At 63.9% G+C, this 16,612-nt stretch carries 17 protein-coding genes; 10 read left to right on the top strand and 7 right to left on the bottom strand.

The window, feature by feature from the left end:
- Positions 1-29 precede the first annotated feature (29 nt).
- Complete coding sequence (locus V1288_RS05505; protein ID WP_334356112.1) at positions 30-1,520, top strand: amidohydrolase family protein; 1,491 nt, start codon at positions 30-32, stop codon at positions 1,518-1,520.
- Between the two features lie 2 nt (positions 1,521-1,522).
- Positions 1,523-2,455, top strand: coding sequence for a CobW family GTP-binding protein (locus tag V1288_RS05500; protein WP_334356111.1), 933 nt, complete (start codon positions 1,523-1,525; stop codon positions 2,453-2,455).
- A gap of 29 nt (positions 2,456-2,484) precedes the next feature.
- On the opposite strand, the gene V1288_RS05495 is transcribed toward V1288_RS05500, so the two are convergent.
- Positions 2,485-3,264, bottom strand: a complete 780-nt coding sequence (locus V1288_RS05495) for a DNA-binding transcriptional regulator (protein WP_334356110.1) — start codon at positions 3,262-3,264, stop codon at positions 2,485-2,487.
- Between the two features lie 137 nt (positions 3,265-3,401).
- Here V1288_RS05495 and V1288_RS05490 point away from each other — a divergent pair, with 137 nt between their 5' ends.
- From V1288_RS05490 to V1288_RS05460, 7 genes are read left to right on the top strand one after another with little or no spacing between them, the layout of a single operon-like run.
- Positions 3,402-4,220: an HpcH/HpaI aldolase family protein gene (locus V1288_RS05490; protein ID WP_334356109.1), complete on the top strand. Its 819-nt coding sequence runs from the start codon at positions 3,402-3,404 to the stop codon at positions 4,218-4,220.
- Positions 4,204-5,136 carry a hypothetical protein gene (locus tag V1288_RS05485; RefSeq protein WP_334356108.1) on the top strand — a complete coding sequence of 311 codons (933 nt, stop codon included), beginning with the start codon at positions 4,204-4,206 and terminating at the stop codon, positions 5,134-5,136. The genes V1288_RS05490 and V1288_RS05485 overlap by 17 nt, the downstream gene beginning before the upstream one ends.
- A gap of 29 nt (positions 5,137-5,165) precedes the next feature.
- Positions 5,166-6,137, top strand: a complete 972-nt coding sequence (locus tag V1288_RS05480; protein ID WP_334356107.1) for a DUF6282 family protein — start codon at positions 5,166-5,168, stop codon at positions 6,135-6,137.
- A 58-nt stretch (positions 6,138-6,195) separates the two neighbouring features.
- Complete coding sequence (locus V1288_RS05475; protein ID WP_334356106.1) at positions 6,196-7,275, top strand: alpha/beta hydrolase; 1,080 nt, start codon at positions 6,196-6,198, stop codon at positions 7,273-7,275.
- 43 nt (positions 7,276-7,318) lie between these two features.
- Positions 7,319-8,287 carry a Bug family tripartite tricarboxylate transporter substrate binding protein gene (locus V1288_RS05470; RefSeq protein WP_334356105.1) on the top strand — a complete coding sequence of 323 codons (969 nt, stop codon included), beginning with the start codon at positions 7,319-7,321 and terminating at the stop codon, positions 8,285-8,287.
- 11 nt (positions 8,288-8,298) lie between these two features.
- Positions 8,299-9,063 carry an SDR family NAD(P)-dependent oxidoreductase gene (locus tag V1288_RS05465; RefSeq protein ID WP_334356104.1) on the top strand — a complete coding sequence of 255 codons (765 nt, stop codon included), beginning with the start codon at positions 8,299-8,301 and terminating at the stop codon, positions 9,061-9,063.
- Positions 9,064-9,112: 49 nt separating this feature from the next.
- Positions 9,113-10,531 (top strand): aldehyde dehydrogenase family protein, encoded by a 1,419-nt coding sequence (locus V1288_RS05460; protein ID WP_334356103.1) that lies wholly within the window; start codon positions 9,113-9,115, stop codon positions 10,529-10,531.
- Between the two features lie 31 nt (positions 10,532-10,562).
- Here the strand turns inward: V1288_RS05460 and V1288_RS05455 are convergent, their stop codons facing one another.
- Positions 10,563-11,492 (bottom strand): GlxA family transcriptional regulator, encoded by a 930-nt coding sequence (locus tag V1288_RS05455; RefSeq protein ID WP_334356102.1) that lies wholly within the window; start codon positions 11,490-11,492, stop codon positions 10,563-10,565.
- 161 nt (positions 11,493-11,653) lie between these two features.
- On the opposite strand from V1288_RS05455, the gene V1288_RS05450 reads away from it, so the two are divergent.
- Positions 11,654-12,469 carry a dienelactone hydrolase family protein gene (locus V1288_RS05450; protein WP_334356101.1) on the top strand — a complete coding sequence of 272 codons (816 nt, stop codon included), beginning with the start codon at positions 11,654-11,656 and terminating at the stop codon, positions 12,467-12,469.
- 49 nt (positions 12,470-12,518) lie between these two features.
- On the opposite strand, the gene V1288_RS05445 is transcribed toward V1288_RS05450, so the two are convergent.
- From V1288_RS05445 to V1288_RS05425, 5 genes are read right to left on the bottom strand one after another with little or no spacing between them, the layout of a single operon-like run.
- Entirely contained in the window at positions 12,519-13,046 is a 528-nt protein-coding gene (locus V1288_RS05445) for a MarR family winged helix-turn-helix transcriptional regulator (protein WP_334356100.1), read from the bottom strand.
- A gap of 18 nt (positions 13,047-13,064) precedes the next feature.
- Positions 13,065-13,799 (bottom strand): SDR family NAD(P)-dependent oxidoreductase, encoded by a 735-nt coding sequence (locus V1288_RS05440; RefSeq protein WP_334356099.1) that lies wholly within the window; start codon positions 13,797-13,799, stop codon positions 13,065-13,067.
- A gap of 6 nt (positions 13,800-13,805) precedes the next feature.
- Positions 13,806-14,318 (bottom strand): aromatic-ring-hydroxylating dioxygenase subunit beta, encoded by a 513-nt coding sequence (locus V1288_RS05435; protein WP_334356098.1) that lies wholly within the window; start codon positions 14,316-14,318, stop codon positions 13,806-13,808.
- A 1-nt stretch (position 14,319) separates the two neighbouring features.
- The gene (locus V1288_RS05430) at positions 14,320-15,633 is read right to left on the bottom strand and encodes an aromatic ring-hydroxylating dioxygenase subunit alpha (protein ID WP_334356097.1); all 1,314 of its coding nucleotides are present in this window, start codon (positions 15,631-15,633) and stop codon (positions 14,320-14,322) included.
- Between the two features lie 11 nt (positions 15,634-15,644).
- Positions 15,645-16,610 carry a PDR/VanB family oxidoreductase gene (locus V1288_RS05425; protein WP_334356096.1) on the bottom strand — a complete coding sequence of 322 codons (966 nt, stop codon included), beginning with the start codon at positions 16,608-16,610 and terminating at the stop codon, positions 15,645-15,647.
- Positions 16,611-16,612 lie beyond the last annotated feature (2 nt).

Here is a 16,612-nt window from a genome sequence, read left to right as displayed (position 1 = left end):
AAATTTTCTGCGTTGAGGAGAGTGGCAATATGACTGGCTTGGTGATCAGTGGCGGCCGGGTGGTGGATCCGGCAAGCGGGATGGACGCCATTGGCGATGTGGCGGTAGAGGATGGCCGGATCTCCGCTGTCGGCACCGGGCTCGGCAGCGCCGAACGGGTGATCGACGCGACCGGGCTGGTGGTGGCGCCCGGCTTTATCGACCTGCACGCGCACGGCCAGTCGATCCCGGCCGACCGCATGCAGGCATTCGACGGCGTGACGACGACGCTCGATCTCGAGGCGGGCGTACTGCCGGTCGCATCCTGGTATCGACGCCAGGCCGCGCATGGGCGCGTGCTGAACTACGGCGCCGCCGCCAACTGGGCCTTCGCGCGCATCGGCGCGATGACCGGCTCCAACGCGGAAAGCTCGCTGGAGGCATTCGGCAATGCCATGCGCGATCGCCGCTGGATCGACAATGTGGCCAGCGACACCGAGGTCGCCGGCATCCTCGAGCGCCTTGCAAACGGACTGAACGAGGGCGGCATCGGCATCGGCATTCTCAACGCCTATGCCCCGGGCGCGGGCGTACAGGAGCTGACCGCGGTGTGCCAACTCGCGGCGGCGCATGATGTGGCGACCTTCACCCATGTCGCCTACATGTCCCGCATCGACCCGGAAAGCGCCGCCGAGGCCTATATCCGCCTGATCGGTTATGCCGGCGCCACCGGCGCGCATATGCACATCTGCCACTTCAACTCCTCCAGCAAGACGGACGTGGAACGTTGTGCCGTGCTGGTCGCCAAGGCGCAGGCGCAGGGCCTGCCAATAACGGTGGAGGCCTATCCATATGGCACCGGCTCGACGGTGCTGGCGGCGGCCTTCTTCAGCGACCCCGAATTCGAGGCGCGCAATGGGTTAGGCTACGATTCGGTGCAGCGGGTGACCGACGGGCGGCGCTTCCGCGACCGCAAGGAGTTGCTGGCGGCACAGGCGGAGGAGCCGTCCACGCTGGTGCTGTGGCATATCCTGGATACGGAGAACAATCCGCACCATCGTGACCTGCTGGACATCTCGGTGCTGTATCCCGGCGGTGCGATTGCGTCCGACGCGATGCCCTGGACGCTGTCGGACGGCAGCGCTTACACCGGCGACGCCTGGCCGCTGCCTGATGATGCCACCTCGCATCCGCGTTCGGCTGGTTGCTTCACCCGTTTCATCCGCGAGTGGGTGCGTGAGCGCAAGTCAGTATCGCTGCTGGAAGGCATCCGCAAATGCGCCCTGATCCCGGCGGAAATCCTTTCCCGCAGCACGCCCGCCATGCGCGCCAAGGGAAGGCTGCAGGTGGGCGCGGATGCCGATATTGTCGCGTTCGATTTCGACACGCTGACCGACCGGGCGACGTTCTCGGCGATGAACCGTCCGTCAGAGGGCGTGCGGCATCTGGTCGTCAGCGGCGAGCCGCTGATCACCGACGGCGTGCTGGATGTGACGGCAAGGCCCGGCCGGCCAGTGCGCCGGTCCGTTGCCGAGCATTGATTATGCCGGTCCCGATCCTGCTGGTGACCGGCTTCCTCGGGGCGGGCAAGACCACGGTCGTGAACCGTCTGCTGGCGCATGCCGAGGGGCGGCGGATCGCCGCCGTGGTCAACGATTTCGGCGCGATCAACATCGATGCGGAGCTGATCGCGGGCGCCAGCGATGGGGTGGTCAGCCTGAGCAACGGCTGCATCTGTTGCTCGCTGGAAGGCGATCTGTTGCGCACGCTCGCCGCCCTGCTGCGGCGTGACCCGCGGCCCGAGTTCATCGTGATCGAAACCAGCGGGGTCGCCGATCCCTCGGATATCGTGCGCAACCTGATGGACCCGATGATCTGGCGGGAGGCGCCGCTGGAAACGGTGCTGTGCGTGGTGGACGCGACGACAAAGGCGGAGACATTGAACGACGCGTTGCTGCGGTCTCAGCTGCGGGCGGCCGATGTGGTGGCGCTGACCAAGGTGGACCTGGCGGACGCGGCGGCTCGCGCACAGCTACGCGATGCCGTCCGGGTGCTGCGTCCGGCGGCGGTGATGGTCGATGCGCCGCATGGCGAAGTCCCCGCAGCGCTGCTGTTCCCTGCGGACGTGGAGCGCGTGCAGGCGCCGCGCGAGGTGGGGCCGCGACGGCCCGCGGCTGACCGGTTCGAGACGCTGAGCTGGACATCGGAACGGCCGGTGTCGTTCTCCCGGTTGCAGCACGCGATCGCTCGGCTGGCGCCGAAGCTCGCCCGGGCGAAGGGGTTGTTCGAGACCGTGGAGCAGCCCGGGCAACTGACGGTGTTTCAGCTTGCCGGCGGGCGCGCGACGTTGGCACCGGGCGGAGCGCTACCGGCCGACGTGCCGCGGGCGCGGATCGTATTTATTGCCGAGATCGGCGTTCTCTCGATCGCCGAGATCGATGGGATCATGGAAGAGTGTATCGCTCCTGAAACGTAGCGGCGGGGATGACGGCTCACGCCGTAGCTCTATTGCTGCAACGACGAGACGCTCGCAGCGATGTTGTCGGCAAGCGCCTTCACGAGAGGCACGTAGCGCTGGACGACGTCTGCGCGGTCGAGCGCTGATATGAAGTAAGTCATGCCGACGGTGGCGAGCACGCGCCGGTCGACGAGGATGGGAACCGCGATCGTGCCGGACGTGCGCGGCTCGACCATCGGGTCGCGTTCGGCAAAACCTTGCTTGCGGATTGTCGCCAGCAAAGACAGTGCTCGCTTGCGCTCGGTGGCGAGCTTGTCTTCGTTTTCCTGCGATCGCGTCAGCATGTCGAGCAGCATCGCCCGCTCGCTCACGGGGCAAAATGCCAGGTAGGCGCGCCCCAGCGCCCGGCCGAGCAGGCTGAGGTGCATGTTGAGGGTGCCGTGAAACGGCGAGACCGGGCTGTCGGGAATCGTGCTGAAGCGGACCACGACAGAACTCCTGTCGAGCACAGCGATGGCGATCGGCCAGTGATATTGCCGCGTAAAAGCGAGCGCCCATGGGCGCGCGGCCTCCACCACAAGCGGGTCGCCGTGAAAGCCATTGCTCAGCGATTTGACCCGCGAGGCGACCGCGTAGCCGCCTTGCCGGCGGTCGTTGGCGGCATAGCCCATCGCGCAGAGCGACTTCATCAACCGCACCACCGTCGACTTGGGCAGCCCCGTCGCCTTGTGCAGGCGATCGATCGAGGTGACGCGGTGGCGATTGAGTTCCTCCAGCAGCAGGAGCGTGCGCGAGGCGGCTTCAACTTTGTCGGACTTGAGTGGCATCCCTAAAATTCCACCTGGTGGAACACGGCGGATTAGCTATGGCCCACCGCCGCCCTCCCTGCAATGGTTTTCGCCAAGCGCCACGCCGGAGCCCGTCTTCTGAAGACGGCCCGTGCAGATGGCCGGGAGGAACAGCCGTGTCCGGAGACGTCGTCAGGCCGCATTTTTCGTCATTCCGCCGCCGCTTCTCGGCGCGGCAGGTCGTCGTCGGCTCATTCATCAAGACGCCGACCACGCACGCGACCGAGATTTTTGGCGCGCTCGGCTACGATTTCGTCGTGATCGACGAGGAGCACGCGCCGATCGATCGCGCGATGACCGATGTCATGCTGCTGGCCGCGCGCGCGAGCAACCTCGCCGGCATCGTGCGGGTGTCATCGGATGATCCGGCCAAGATGCTATCTTGTCTGGACTGCGGTGCCGCCGGTGTGCTGGTGCCCCATGTCGCAACGGTCGAGAAAGCGCACGCGGTTGCCGCGGCCGCACGATACCGCGGCGGACGGCGCGGCTACTCCGGCTCGGCCCGCGCCGGCGCCTATGGCGGCACACCGATGTGGTCCTTCGTCGATGAACAGGATGCGTCGGTCTGCGCGATCGCGATGATCGAGGATCCCGAAGCGCTGGATCACATCGATGCCATCGCCGCCGTCGACGGAATCCATGGGCTCTTCATCGGCCGTGGCGATCTCACCGTTGCGCTTGGCGCCAAGTCGTCGGCCGACGCGTCCGTAAAGGACGCGGTCATCAGGATCATTGCGGCGGCGAAGAAAGTCGCCAAGCCGGTCTGCGTGATGGTGGCGAGCGCGGCGGAAGCCAAGGATTTTGCCGGCCTCGGCGCCAGCGCCTTCATCATCTCGTCGGATCAGGGCCAGATGCGCCGGGCCGCGGCGCAGACCCTCACCGATTTCAAAACCCTTGTTCCAACCACGGATGGCTCGCATGTATCACAACTCTGATCCCCGCGCGGCGCTCGCCGCCGCTCCGGTCGGCACCAAACCCGCCGCCACCCATTTCGCAGGGGCCGAGTATGCGAAATTCTACGAAACGCCGCCGGCCGAGAATCAGAACGGCGCGCGCACCTGGTACGCCCGCGGCCAGAACTTCATCATCGCCTATAGCGACGCCGACAAGGGCGCGGTGCTGAGCCGCGCCGATCAGCCCGATGAATATGTCGTGCTGCTTCCCGACCCGGGGGCAGGCGCCGAGATCGTGTGGGGCAACGAGCGCAAGGTCGTGGGCGGTCACTCCATCAGTTTCGTGCCGGCGGGCGCTAGCTCCGTCACGCTGCTCGGCGCCGCCAAGGTAGTGCGCATGATGACGACGCGATCGGAGGATCTCGCACGGCTGTGCTCTAACGCCGCGTCCTACGCGACGCCGCATCCCAATCTGCCGCCGTTCGAGCCGTGGCCGGAGGCGGCCGCAGGTGCGAAGATCCGGACCTGCAGCCTCGACGTCGCGGCGACGCCGGGCAGGTTCGGGCGAATCTTCCGCTGCTCGACTTTCATGGTGAATTTCCTCGAGCCGAGGAACGGCCCGCGCGATCCGAGCAAGATGTCGCCGCATCACCATGACGATTTCGAGCAATGCTCGCTGGCGCTGGCCGGCACCTTCATTCATCACCTGCGCTGGCCATGGACGACCGACATGGCTCAGTGGCGCAACGACGATCACGAGAGCTGCGGATCGCCCTCCATCGCGGTGATTCCGCCGCCCTCCATTCACACCTCGCAGGCCATCGATCCAAAACTCAACATTCTCGTCGACATCTTTTGCCCGCCGCGCATGGATTTTTCGGCCAAGCCGGGCTGGGTGCTGAACGAGGACGACTATCCGATGCCCGCGCAAAGCCCCGCCGGAAAATCCGCTGCCTGATACCTGTTCAACCGAAAGGGGCCCGGACCATGGCCGACAAGCAAGCATCCTACCCGACCACTGTGCCGCTGCCGACGCTGTCTCGCGCGGCCGAAGTCGCCGAGCTCCTGGTCGGCGCGATCGACCTGCACTGCCATAGTGGTCCGGCGGCCATGCCGCGCATTCTCGACCATCACGAGGAACTGCTCGATGCGGCCGAAGCGAAATTCCGTGCCGTGCTCTACAAGGATCACTTCTATGCCGGCATGGCGCACGCGATCCTGCTGGAGAAGCTGTTCCCCGAAACCAATGTGAAGCTGTTCTCGGGTATCGTGCTGAACAATGCATCGGGCGGCATCAACCCGCATGCGGTCGACCACGCGATCAAGCTCGGCGCCAGGATCGTCTGGATGCCGACGTTATCAGCCGCAAACCATATCAAGGCCATGGCGGCGGGAAATTCGACCTTTCCGAAGACCTCGCAGAAGATGCTCGATCCGATTCCGCTTTCCGCGCTCGACGCCAATGGCAAGCTCACGGATGACACCAAAAAGGTCATCGACCTCATTGCCGAGGCGGATATCATCCTGGCCGGTGGTCACCTGCCGGCCAGCGAGCTGCACATCCTGTTCGACGAGGCGGCGCGGCGCGGCGTCAAGAAGATGATGGTCAACCACCCGACCTACATCGTCGGCTGCAGTGACACCGATATCCGGCAACTGGTCGCGATTGGCGTCAAGATGGAACATTCGATCTGCATGTTCATCGAAGGCAAATCCTTAAAATACAGCCCGGATGATCTTGCGCACCTGATCGAGGTGGCCGGCGTCGACAACACGATCCTGTCGTCCGACCTCGGGCTGCAGGGGTCGCAGCGTCCGGTCGATGGCTTCCGCAGCATCACGCAGATCCTGCTCGATCTGCAGATGCCGAGCACGGCAATCAGAAAACTCATCAGCGATAACGCCGCGCGGTTCCTAAATCTTCCGGTGAGCCGGTCGGCTGCGCAGGACGCCGCCTAGCAAAAGGCGCGCAAAGACCGCGAAAAGCGGCGCGCATTATTCGGGGAGGAGGCTGATCATGAATTGCGGTAGAAGTCCTTTGAAACGCTGGAAGCGGTTGCAGCCGTTTGCCACGGCATTGCTGGTCGCCGGACTAGGCAACCCGGGATTCGCGGAAGAGAATCGCAAACCAGCGAAGCCTCCGATCATCCTGGAATCGACCGGCGCGTATGAAGTTGGCGGTAAGATCATTGCCAAGCCCGGCGATCCCAGTCAGACGCTCTCTTGCGACCATGGCTACGTCGAATACTTCATCCCCGCGAAACGGCGCAGCGTCGGCCTGATCATGTGGCACAGCTCCAGCACGAAGGTTTGGGAAAACCGCTGGGATGGCGGTGAAGGCTACAAGAGCATTTTCTTGCGTCAGGGATATCCCGTTTACCTCTGGGATGGCCCGCGCGTCGGGCGTGCGAATTGGAGCTGCGAGCCGATCACCTATACGCCTGATTATTTCGATCAACGCAACTTTGCCGCCTGGCGTTTCGGCTTGACCTATCTCAATTGGTATCCGGGACTGCAATTCCCGACCGCCGACAAGGAAGCCTGGAATCAGGCGACGCGCGCCCGCTACGACGAGTTCGATACGCTTGAGAATGCATTGTTGCAGGCTGAGGCCGGCGGCCAGGCCATCGATAGAATCGGACCTGTCATTGCCGTCACCAATTCCGCGGGCGGCTGGCGCGCCCTGTTGTCGGCGCTGAAGGCAAAGAGCGACAACATGAAGGGCATTGTTGCCTACGAAACCCCGGGCTTCGTCTTCCCGGAGGGCGAGGGACCCGAGCCGAAGCCGGACGCGCCGTATGGCCCCAATGCCGTGCCGCTGGCGGAGTTCATGAAGCTGACGAAGTTTCCGATCCAGATGGTGTTCGGCGACTACACCGACACGCGCCCGATCTGGGCCTCTTCCGTCAAGGTGGCGCGGACCTTCTGCGATATCGTCAACCGCCACGGCGGCGATTGCGAGGTCTTGCTGCTTCCCGATGCGGGTCTGCGCGGCAACACGCACATCGCATTCGCCGATCTCAATAACGAAGCCGTTGCCGACGAATTATCCAAATGGTTGGGCCGCAAAGGCCTGGACAAGTTTGCCGGGGAATAAGCGCATGCGCCAACGCGAGCCTCGCACAAAAATCGGAGGAAACATGCGCCTGCTCACTTTGGGTCTCCTGGGCCTCGCACTTGCTGTTGCGCCATGTCACGATGCCGTCGCACAGGAGTGGCCGAACCGCCCGGTCACCATGGTGGTGCCGTTCCCGGCCGGCGCTGCCGTCGACACGCTGGCGCGCGCCGTTGCGCACGCGCTGAGCGAAGACTTCGGCAAGCAGTTCATCGTCGAAAACCGTGCGGGCGCGGGCGGCAATCTCGGCGGAACGGCGGTCGCCAAGGCGGCGGCCGACGGCCATACGTGGCTGTTCGGGACACCCGCGCCGATCGCGCTCAACAAGTTCATGTACAAGGGCCTGGCTTACGATTCCGAGCGGGATTTCATGCCGGTCGTACTCGTCGCCAAGTCTCCATTGATCATCGCGGCGACACCAGACTTTCCGGCGAAGACGCTCCCCGAACTGATCGCCTATGCCAAACAGAACCCGGGTAAGGTCAATGTCGGCCATCCCGGCAACGGAACGCTCGGACACATCACCTCGGCGCTGATCCAGCAATTTGCCGGCGTGGAGATGACGCATGTGCCTTATCGCGGCTCAGCGCCGCTGGTCACGGACCTGCTGGGGGGACAGGTCAACGTCGCCATGGATTTTATGCCGACCTATCTGCCGCTGGTGGCCAGCGGCAAGATCCGCGCGCTCGCGGTGACGACAAGCCAGCGCGTCGTGCAACTGCCCGATGTGCCGACGGTGCAGGAAGCGGGCTTCAAGGGATTCGAGGCGACCGCGTGGTACGCGATCGTAGCTCCTACCGGTACGCCGCAGGACATCGTGAGCAAGGTGAACAATGCGGTGAACGCCTTCCTGAAGAGCGAAAAAGGCAAAACCATCCTCGAGCAAAATTCGCTGCAAGGCGTCGGGGGCGCTCCTGATGACCTCAAGGCGTTCATCGACGGCGAACGCGCCAAATGGCATCCCGTGATCGAGGCTGCAAAGATCACGATGTAAGGCCGCCATAGATGACTGCTGCTATTGAAATTCCTGCGCTGCCGATTCCGACGGTTGCGCTTGTCACCGGCGGCAACAGCGGCATCGGCAAGGCCACCGCGGCGCGCCTTGCCGCCATGGGTTCTGCCGTCGTTGTCGGCTACAACAGCCGCCGCGCGCAGGCCGAAGAGGTGATCGAGGGCTTGCAAGGCCGCGGGCATCTCGCCATGCGCATCGCGATCGACGATCCGGCTTCCATCTCCGACGCCACGGCGGCCGTGGAGAAGCAGTACGGGCGGCTCGATGTGCTGGTCAATTGCGGAGGCGCCACGACGCCTGTGCCCGCCAATGATCTCGAGGGACTGACGGACGACATCTTCGACCGCACTGTTTCGCTCAATCTGCGCGGTCCGTTCGCCATGGTTCGCGCCTTCCGTCCGTTGCTGGAGCACGGCACTAGCGCTGCCATCGTGAATATTTCGTCGATTGCGGCCCGCACCGGTTTGGGCAGCAGCCTGGCCTATCTGGCTGCAAAGGCCGGCGTCGACGCGCTCACGATTGCGCTCGCAAAAGTCCTTGCGCCGAAAATCCGCGTGTTCTCCGTCTCGCCAGCCGGTGTGGATACGGATTTTGTCGCCGGCCGGACCCGTGAAGCGCTGCAGAAGGTCGCCGAAAGACTGCCGTTGGCCCACGTCACTACGCCCGACGATGTTGCGAGGGCGGCGGTCGCCTGCATCGTCAACCTAACCAGTTCGACGGGAATTGTGGTGCCGGTGGATGAGGGCAGACACCTCTAGAAGCGAGCCGCAACCGGTAGCGCGACGTAAGGTCCGTGGGTGGGAAACAATGGAAAAATTGAAGTTCTACGTCGACGGCGCCTGGGTCGATCCCGCCGCGCCATCAACTCTCGGAATAACCAATCCTGCGACGGAGGAGACTTTCGCGCAGATCAGCCTGGGTTCGCGGCTAGACGTGGATCGAGCCGCCAAGGCAGCGCGCCGCGCTTTCGCGACCTATTCCGTAACTGATGTCGAACAGCGGCTGGCCTGGCTTCAGAAGATCATCGAGGGTTTTAGAGCACGTCTGCCGGAGCTGGCGCGGATGATGACTTTGGAGATGGGCGCGCCGATCACGTTTGCGACCCAACGCCAGGCAACCGTCGCGCTGTTTCATTTCGAGGAAGTGGCGCGCGTGCTTGCGAACTACAAGTTCGAGAAGCGAATGGGCAACGGCATCATCCGCCGCGAACCGATCGGTGTCTGCGGACTGATCACGCCGTGGAACTGGCCGCTGAACCAGGTTGCCTCCAAGGTCGCGCCGGCGCTCGCCACCGGCTGCGCCGTCGTCCTGAAACCCAGCGAGATCGCGCCGCTCAGCGCGATGTTGTTTGCGGAGATCGTCGACGACGCGGGCATTCCGGCGGGCGTCTTCAATCTCATCAACGGCGATGGACCCACGGTGGGCGAGGCGATCGCCGCCCACCCCGAGATCGACATGGTGTCGTTCACCGGATCGACGACGGCTGGCGTCAGGGTGGCCAAGCTTGCGGCGGATACGGTCAAGCGCGTCGCGCAGGAACTGGGCGGCAAATCCGCCAACATCATCCTGGCCGATGCCGACCTGAAAACCGCCGTGATCCAGGGCGTTCACGCCTGTTACACGAACGCCGGCCAAAACTGCCAGTCTCCGACGCGCATGCTTATCCCCCGCGCGCAGCGGGAAGCGGCATTCGCGGCAGCACGTGAAGCTGTCGACACCATTCGCCTGGGGGACCCGTTCGATCCGGCGTGCACCATGGGGCCGCTGGTGAGCTGGGCGCAGTTTGAGAAAGTGCAGGATCTCATCCAGTCCGGTGTCGATGAAGGGGCGACGCTGGTGGCTGGCGGAACGGGGCGGCCATCCGAGGTCAACCGTGGATACTACGTTCGCCCGACCGTCTTCGGTGATGTGACGCCACACATGAAGATTGCACGAGAGGAGATTTTTGGCCCCGTGCTGTCGATCATGAGCTACGACACCGAGGATGAGGCGATCGAAATCGCCAATGACACGCCGTTCGGATTGGCGGGCTTCGTGCAATCAAAAGACCTTGACCGCGCCCGCGCTGTCGCCAACCGCATCCGCGCAGGACGCGTCTATCTCAACGGTGCGCCGTTCGACCGCAGCCTGCCCTTCGGTGGCTACAAGCAGTCCGGCAATGGGCGTGAGTTCGGGGTTTTTGGATTTGAAGAGTATCTCGAGGTGAAAGCTATCCTGGGCTACTGAGACTGGCGGCATCGCGGGGCGAGGGAGGCGCTCAAGCGGCGGGACGGAAATGTCCGGGCGGATGTTTCGTATCGCGCCGGATCAGCCGGCGAAGCGTGGAAGGCTCTGAATATCCGACCCTCCGCGCGATCTCGTCGACCGGCAGCCGCGTCGTTTCAAGCAGCAATCGCGCAGTCTCCAGCCTGATCCGCTGCACGAACTGAATTGGTGAAATGCCACAGGTCGCCGAGACGCGCCGGGCAAATGTCCGTGGCGCCAGCGCGACGGCTTCGGCCAGCTCCTCGATCGCAAAGTCGCGCGCAATGTTGTCACGCACCCATTTCTCGGCCTTGGCAATCCTGGGGTCCTGACCCGCCAGATAGTTGATCGCCATGAACGGCGCCTGGGCGCGTCGCTCATCCAGCAGGAGATAGTTGGCGCAGGCTTTCGCGAGGCCTGGTCCGGCGAACCGGCCGACGACTGCGAGCATCAGGTCCATCTGCGCCATGGCCGCGCCACCGGTTGCGATCGGCCAATCGGCGACGACCATCTGCTCCGTCAGCAGTTCGACTGCGGGATAGCGCTGCCGGAACAGGGGCGCGAGCCACCATGTGGTGGTCGCCCGACGGCCGTCGAGCAAACCCGCCTCCGCCAGCAGGAAGGTGCTCGCGCAGGACGCGGCGAGCATGGCGCCGCTCGCGTGCGCCCGCCTCAGCATGTCGCCCGCGCGCCGGCACATTGGGCTCTTCAACTTCGTGTCCAGTTCGTCTGCCGACGCCGTTCCGAGCCCGGGGACGATGACGAGTTCGCTTCCGCGCAGATCGGCAATGTTGCGGCGGGATCCGCAACGCACCGTCGTAACCTTGAAGGGCGGAACGCGCTTCGCAGCGCTGATCCGGTTGGCGGTTGCCATGACGTCGTAGGTGATGGCCGCGCTCGAAGCCATGCATCCGTCGATCTCGATAACCGCGACTTTGGTCATGTCAAAAAATGCCTGATAAATGTCAATTTTGACACTAGTCCACAAGGCGCTAAATCGCAACGATATGCGTGAAAACATCGTCCCGTGGGGCTCTGCAGCACCTTCGGCGCCTGCGCCGCGCGTCTGCCTGAGTACCTATCGACCAACAAGGAATTGCGCCGATGCCGAAACGGTCCATGAAGCGGGACGATACGCTCGAGGATTTTACGCGCCGCGACATCACGCTCGACGGCGTCAGCAAGGTCGTCTACGTGGCCGGCGCAGGGCCAGCCGTCATCGTGATGACGGAGATGCCGGGTATCAGCCCGCATGTCGCGCGGTTTGCCCGCTGGGTCCGCGACGCCGGCTTTTCCGTTTACATGCCGTCGCTGTTCGGCCGCGACGGCGCAGTTCCCGGTGCGGAGGAGGGCGCCGCGATTTTTCAGCGCGCCTGCGTGAGCGCCGAGTTCCGTGCGCTGGCCTCCAATGAATCCAGTCCCGTGACGAAGTGGCTCCGTTCGCTGGCGCGATTTGCGCATGGCGAGTGCGGCGGTCCCGGCGTCGGCGCCATCGGGATGTGCTTTACGGGAAATTTTGCGCTCACCATGATGCTCGAACCCTCGATGCTGGCGCCGGTGCTCTCGCAGCCGTCGCTGCCGCTGAACGATCCGGCCGGCATTGAAATCGCGCCCGGCGAGGTCAAGGCCGTCCGCGAACGGCTGGAGCGGGAAGATCTGACTGTCATGGCCTATCGTTTCGCGGGCGACAGGTTCTGCATGGCGCAACGCTTCGCGGCCTATACAGAAGCGCTCGGCGATCGTTTCATCGCCCGGGTGCTTCCGGACAGCGCGGCGAATACCGATCTTGCGCCGTTTTTCGAGCGCCACGTGACGACCCCGCATAGCGTCGTCACCGCGCACCTGATCGACGAGGCGGGCCAGCCGACGATCGCAGCCCGCGATGAGATCCTGGCGTTCTTCGAACACCGTCTCAAATGAGTCCGGAACTGACTGCCCGCATTGCTTGTGTTGCGGCCCGGCGGCCGCGTCAGGAGTGCTTGTCGAGGCGACGCTTGAGCAGGGTCAGATGTTGCAGCAGATCCGACTGCGCGACGTGTGATAGTTCGCCGATCAGGGCAATCACCCATTCCTCATGCCGGCGTGCCATGCGGCCGAATTCCCTGGCGCCTTCCTGCGACAGGCGCAGGCGAAAGGTGCGGCGGTCCTCGGAATCGACCTCACGATGGATAAAGCCGTCGGCCTCCAGCTTCTGCACGAGCGCGGTGATCGCGCCGTTCGAGACCATCAGAAGTTCGGAAACCTCGGACATGGTCGCGCCGGCCGGCTTGCGCGCGAGTTGCGCCAAGAGGTCGAAGCGGGCCAGCGTGGTGTTGAACTCCTTGCGCAGCCTTGCGTTCAGCGCCTTCTCGATCCGGGTGGCGCAGGAGAGCAGCCGCAGCCAGATGCGCAATTCCAGATGCGCGCCGTCGGATTCGTGCGCCGGCTCGGCCGGCCGCAACGGTTGCGCCCGTGCGCCCTTCGGGGATCGGGCCTTTCGTTTGACTGTGGCATCCATGGCTGGGATCTCACCGGGCTAGATGGAAATCGATCCGATGCTGGCTCCGCCGCAGACATAAAGTGTCTGTCCGGTGATGAAGTCGGCATCCGGTGAACTGAAGAACGTGACCGCACGGGCAACGTCGCTTGATTTGCCGAGGCGGCCGAGCGGAATCGACTGCGCCAGCTTTTTAGCGCGTTCGGATTCCGGCGACATCACGCTCTCGAACATCTCGGTATCTCCGATCGGGCCAGGCGCGACGACATTGACGGTGATTCCAAAGGGGGCGAGTTCCAGCGCCCACGTCCGCGCCATGCCGATGATGCCGGCCTTGGTCGCCGAATAGACCGTACGTGTGGCCGTTCCCAGCGCGGCGCGGGAAGACAGCAGCACGATGCGGCCGAAGCGGGCCTGCTTCATGCCCGGCAGCGCCGCCTGCGCCAGCGCAATCGCGGCGCCGAAATGCAGTTGGGCCAATGCGCCGACATCTTCGTCAGCGACCTCTTCCAGCGGCTTGGCGCGGATCGCGCCGGCATTGTGCACGACATGAGTGATCGCAACCTTCGCAGCGATTTCCGCCGCCGCCTGCCGCGTCGCCGTCGCATCGAGCAGATCGACCTCGCGCGAGGAGAGCTTTGGATGGCTCCAGTCGGGCTTGCGCCGCGACAGCGAGATCACGTCATAGCCCTCGGCGAGCAGGCCGCGGGCGATCGCCGCACCAATGCCGGTATTGCCGCCGCTTACGATCGCCGTGTGGTGGACCACGCTCATCTTCCCTCACATAAAGAGCTGGATGTTGCCGAAGGCAGCATCGCAATTGATCAGGTCGACGCGCTTCAGCTTGATCTTCAGCCTGCCGTGCTCGACGCCCAGATGATGCGTGGCCCAGGCCGCATAGAGCGTCTGCTCGTCGAGACGGGTCTCGAGATAATGCATCGGGGTCCAGGTGACGTAGTTGTTCGTGGCGGCGTCGCGCGAATCCACCTGCGGCGTCTGCAGCACGTGATGGCAGCGGCTCTTCGGCTTCTGGCTGAAGGTCCGCGCGCCCTTGAGGCGCTCGACCCGGATCGAGAGCAACAGCTTGTCCTCATACATCAGCGAGCAGGTGAGCCGCGGATCGGTTTGATTCCATTCCAGCGGCATCCAGTAGAAGGCGTCGTCGGCGTACATATCGAGCCATTCGTCGAAACGCTGCTGGTCGATCAGCCGCGCCTCGCTGACCACGAAGTCGATCAATTCCTGGTCGGTGGGGACCGCATTCTTCAGGGGAGCGTCAGCGACCATGCTCATGTCACATCCCCATCGTCATGAACTTGGTCCACGCCCGGAACTGGTGGCGCATCGGCCATTCGCTGGTTCCGTTGACCGCCACGTTGGTCTGTCCGGCCTCGTCGGGGCTGTAGAGGCGCTGGAGGTTCACCCACTCATTGCCGTTCGAGTGCAGGCCTTCCTGTGCCCGCTCGTACATTTCGAGGTCGTCATGGCCGACGATCGAGGTCGGCGCATTGATCAGCCGGTTGTACATCAACGTGCGTTCGAGCAGCATGTCGGGCGCGTCGACGAGCTGGAACGTCCAGGATTCGACCAGCGTCTTGTTGGCCGCGATCGGCTTGAAGTGCCGCAACAACTGGATCGGCCCCTTGATCATGATGTTGGGGAAATAGACGGTGTTGTGCCGGTTCTCGTCGAGGATCGCCTTGGCGCGGGCCTCGCCATAGGCGGCTTTCATCTTCTCGAAATAACCGGGCACTGCCGAATAGTCGGAATGAATCGAGTGGTGCACGCCGGTATGGCCGTGGCCATTGTCCCAGATCCGGATGCCCATGTTTTCGAAGAACTCGTACGGGCTCATGAAGGGAGCGATGATCTCGACGGCCATCGGCTTCTTGGTGCCGGGCGGCGCCTTCTTCCAGACCTCGACCACGGTTCCGGCCGAGGACTCGTGCGCGACCATCGGATGGCAGGTGTCGGTCTGGTTTTCGACCAGCATCTTCCAATTGCAATTGTGCATGTAGCGCAGCACGCCGCCAGCGACTTTGAGCTGGCCGACCGGCGAACGGTCGATCATGTTGTCGAAGCTCGACAGGCTTTCGCCGAAGAACTCCTCGAAGTCGAGGCCGCCGTCGTTGATCTTGGCGAACACGAAGCCGCGATAGTTGCGGACATGGCGTACCGGCGCCATTCCGGGCGCTGCATGGCTCTGTTCGAAGCCGGTGTTCTCGTAGCCCTTCTTCAAGGGAATCGCGAGCAGCGAACCGTCGGTCTTGAAGCTCCAGGCATGGTAGGGGCAGCGGAAGAATTTTCCGGTGTTGCCGCAGGTCTCGGACGTGATGCGCGTGCCCTTGTGGGGGCAGCGGTTGTGCAACACGTGCACCTTGCCGTCGGTATGGCGCACGAGCAGCACCGGCTGCGTGCCGATCGTGGTGCCGAAATAGTCGCCGGGATTGGGAACCTGGCTGTCGTGGCCGACATAGACCCAGCTATTCGGGAACATGTGCTCCATCTCGAGCTGGAAAACCTCTTCGCTGACATAGACGTCGCGGTGAACCTCCTGGTCGCGGACCAGGGCTCGAAGCGCCGCGGCATTGCCGGCATATCGGATCATGCGTTCCTCCTTCACAGGTCGAGCACAAGTCGCTTGGTTTTGGCGCGCGAAATACAGATCTGCATCACCTTGTTCGACGCCTTCTCGCTTTCGCTCAAGATGTAGTCGCGATGATCGGGAATGCCCGAGATCACCGTGGTCTGGCAGATCCCGCAATCGCCGCGCTTGCAGTCATGTATCGGGTCCTCGCCGGCCTCAAGCAGCACGTCGAGGATGGTCTTGCCGGCAGGAATCTCATAGACGCGTCCGCTGCCCTTGAGTTCGACCTCGAAACTGGTATCGCCGGACTTCTCCTCGGGCGCGGTGAAGATTTCGAAATGCAGCCGTCCTTGCGGCCAGTTCATCCGCTTCGCCAGCGCGATGGCGGCTTCGATCATCGGCAGCGGTCCGCAGAGATAGAGCGGCACGTCGGGCGCGAGCCGCGTCATCAGGCCCTCGAGATCGAAGAAGCGGCCGGCCTCGTCGTCGGCGTGGATGGTCGCGCTGGCGCTGGCCAACCGCTCGATGTCGCCGAGAAAAGCGAGCTCGTTGCGGCTGCGGCCGGCGTAATAGAAGGAGAACGGCCGCTTCGCCGCGCTCAGCTCGCAGGCCATCGCGAGCAGCGGCGTCACGCCGATGCCGCCGGCGACGAGCGCGACTTCGGCTCCGCTCGTGTCGAGCGGAAAATTATTTGCCGGCTGCGAGATCGTCAGGCGATCGCCGGCCTTGAGGCTGTGCATGTGGGTCGAGCCGCCGCGACCCCTGCTTTCCTGCAGCACGGCAATTCGATAGGCGGCCGGATGTTCGGCGGCCGCGCGCGGCGAACTCGTCTCGATCAGCGAATAAGAGCGACGGCCGACGTCGGGCAGGTGGACGTCGATATGAGCGCCTGCGGCCCAGCCCGGCATCGGCGCGCCATTGGGGCGCGCCAGCACGAATTCGCGAATGCGTGGCGTGAGCGCCTCGGCCTTCGATACCACGACCTCGAATTGATCCATCC

It is taken from the genome of Bradyrhizobium sp. AZCC 2176, from assembly GCF_036924645.1.
In the GTDB taxonomy this organism is placed as follows: domain Bacteria; phylum Pseudomonadota; class Alphaproteobacteria; order Rhizobiales; family Xanthobacteraceae; genus Bradyrhizobium.
Note: the sequence above shows the minus strand (reverse complement) of the source record. Positions and strands in the feature narration are given on the sequence as shown.

What these genes read in the sequence shown, in the direction of transcription:
- V1288_RS05450 (WP_334356101.1), top strand. Translation starts at nt 11,654, where the DNA reads ATGCCGAAACGGTCCATGAAGCGGGACGATACGCTCGAGGATTTTACG.
- V1288_RS05485 (WP_334356108.1), top strand. Translation starts at nt 4,204, where the DNA reads ATGTATCACAACTCTGATCCCCGCGCGGCGCTCGCCGCCGCTCCGGTC.
- V1288_RS05480 (WP_334356107.1), top strand. Translation starts at nt 5,166, where the DNA reads ATGGCCGACAAGCAAGCATCCTACCCGACCACTGTGCCGCTGCCGACG.
- V1288_RS05475 (WP_334356106.1), top strand. Translation starts at nt 6,196, where the DNA reads ATGAATTGCGGTAGAAGTCCTTTGAAACGCTGGAAGCGGTTGCAGCCG.
- V1288_RS05455 (WP_334356102.1), bottom strand. Translation starts at nt 11,492, where the DNA reads ATGACCAAAGTCGCGGTTATCGAGATCGACGGATGCATGGCTTCGAGC.
- V1288_RS05425 (WP_334356096.1), bottom strand. Translation starts at nt 16,610, where the DNA reads ATGGATCAATTCGAGGTCGTGGTATCGAAGGCCGAGGCGCTCACGCCA.
- V1288_RS05465 (WP_334356104.1), top strand. Translation starts at nt 8,299, where the DNA reads ATGACTGCTGCTATTGAAATTCCTGCGCTGCCGATTCCGACGGTTGCG.
- V1288_RS05440 (WP_334356099.1), bottom strand. Translation starts at nt 13,799, where the DNA reads ATGAGCGTGGTCCACCACACGGCGATCGTAAGCGGCGGCAATACCGGC.
- V1288_RS05460 (WP_334356103.1), top strand. Translation starts at nt 9,113, where the DNA reads ATGGAAAAATTGAAGTTCTACGTCGACGGCGCCTGGGTCGATCCCGCC.
- V1288_RS05430 (WP_334356097.1), bottom strand. Translation starts at nt 15,633, where the DNA reads ATGATCCGATATGCCGGCAATGCCGCGGCGCTTCGAGCCCTGGTCCGC.
- V1288_RS05435 (WP_334356098.1), bottom strand. Translation starts at nt 14,318, where the DNA reads ATGAGCATGGTCGCTGACGCTCCCCTGAAGAATGCGGTCCCCACCGAC.
- V1288_RS05445 (WP_334356100.1), bottom strand. Translation starts at nt 13,046, where the DNA reads ATGGATGCCACAGTCAAACGAAAGGCCCGATCCCCGAAGGGCGCACGG.
- V1288_RS05470 (WP_334356105.1), top strand. Translation starts at nt 7,319, where the DNA reads ATGCGCCTGCTCACTTTGGGTCTCCTGGGCCTCGCACTTGCTGTTGCG.
- V1288_RS05495 (WP_334356110.1), bottom strand. Translation starts at nt 3,264, where the DNA reads ATGCCACTCAAGTCCGACAAAGTTGAAGCCGCCTCGCGCACGCTCCTG.
- V1288_RS05505 (WP_334356112.1), top strand. Translation starts at nt 30, where the DNA reads ATGACTGGCTTGGTGATCAGTGGCGGCCGGGTGGTGGATCCGGCAAGC.
- V1288_RS05500 (WP_334356111.1), top strand. Translation starts at nt 1,523, where the DNA reads ATGCCGGTCCCGATCCTGCTGGTGACCGGCTTCCTCGGGGCGGGCAAG.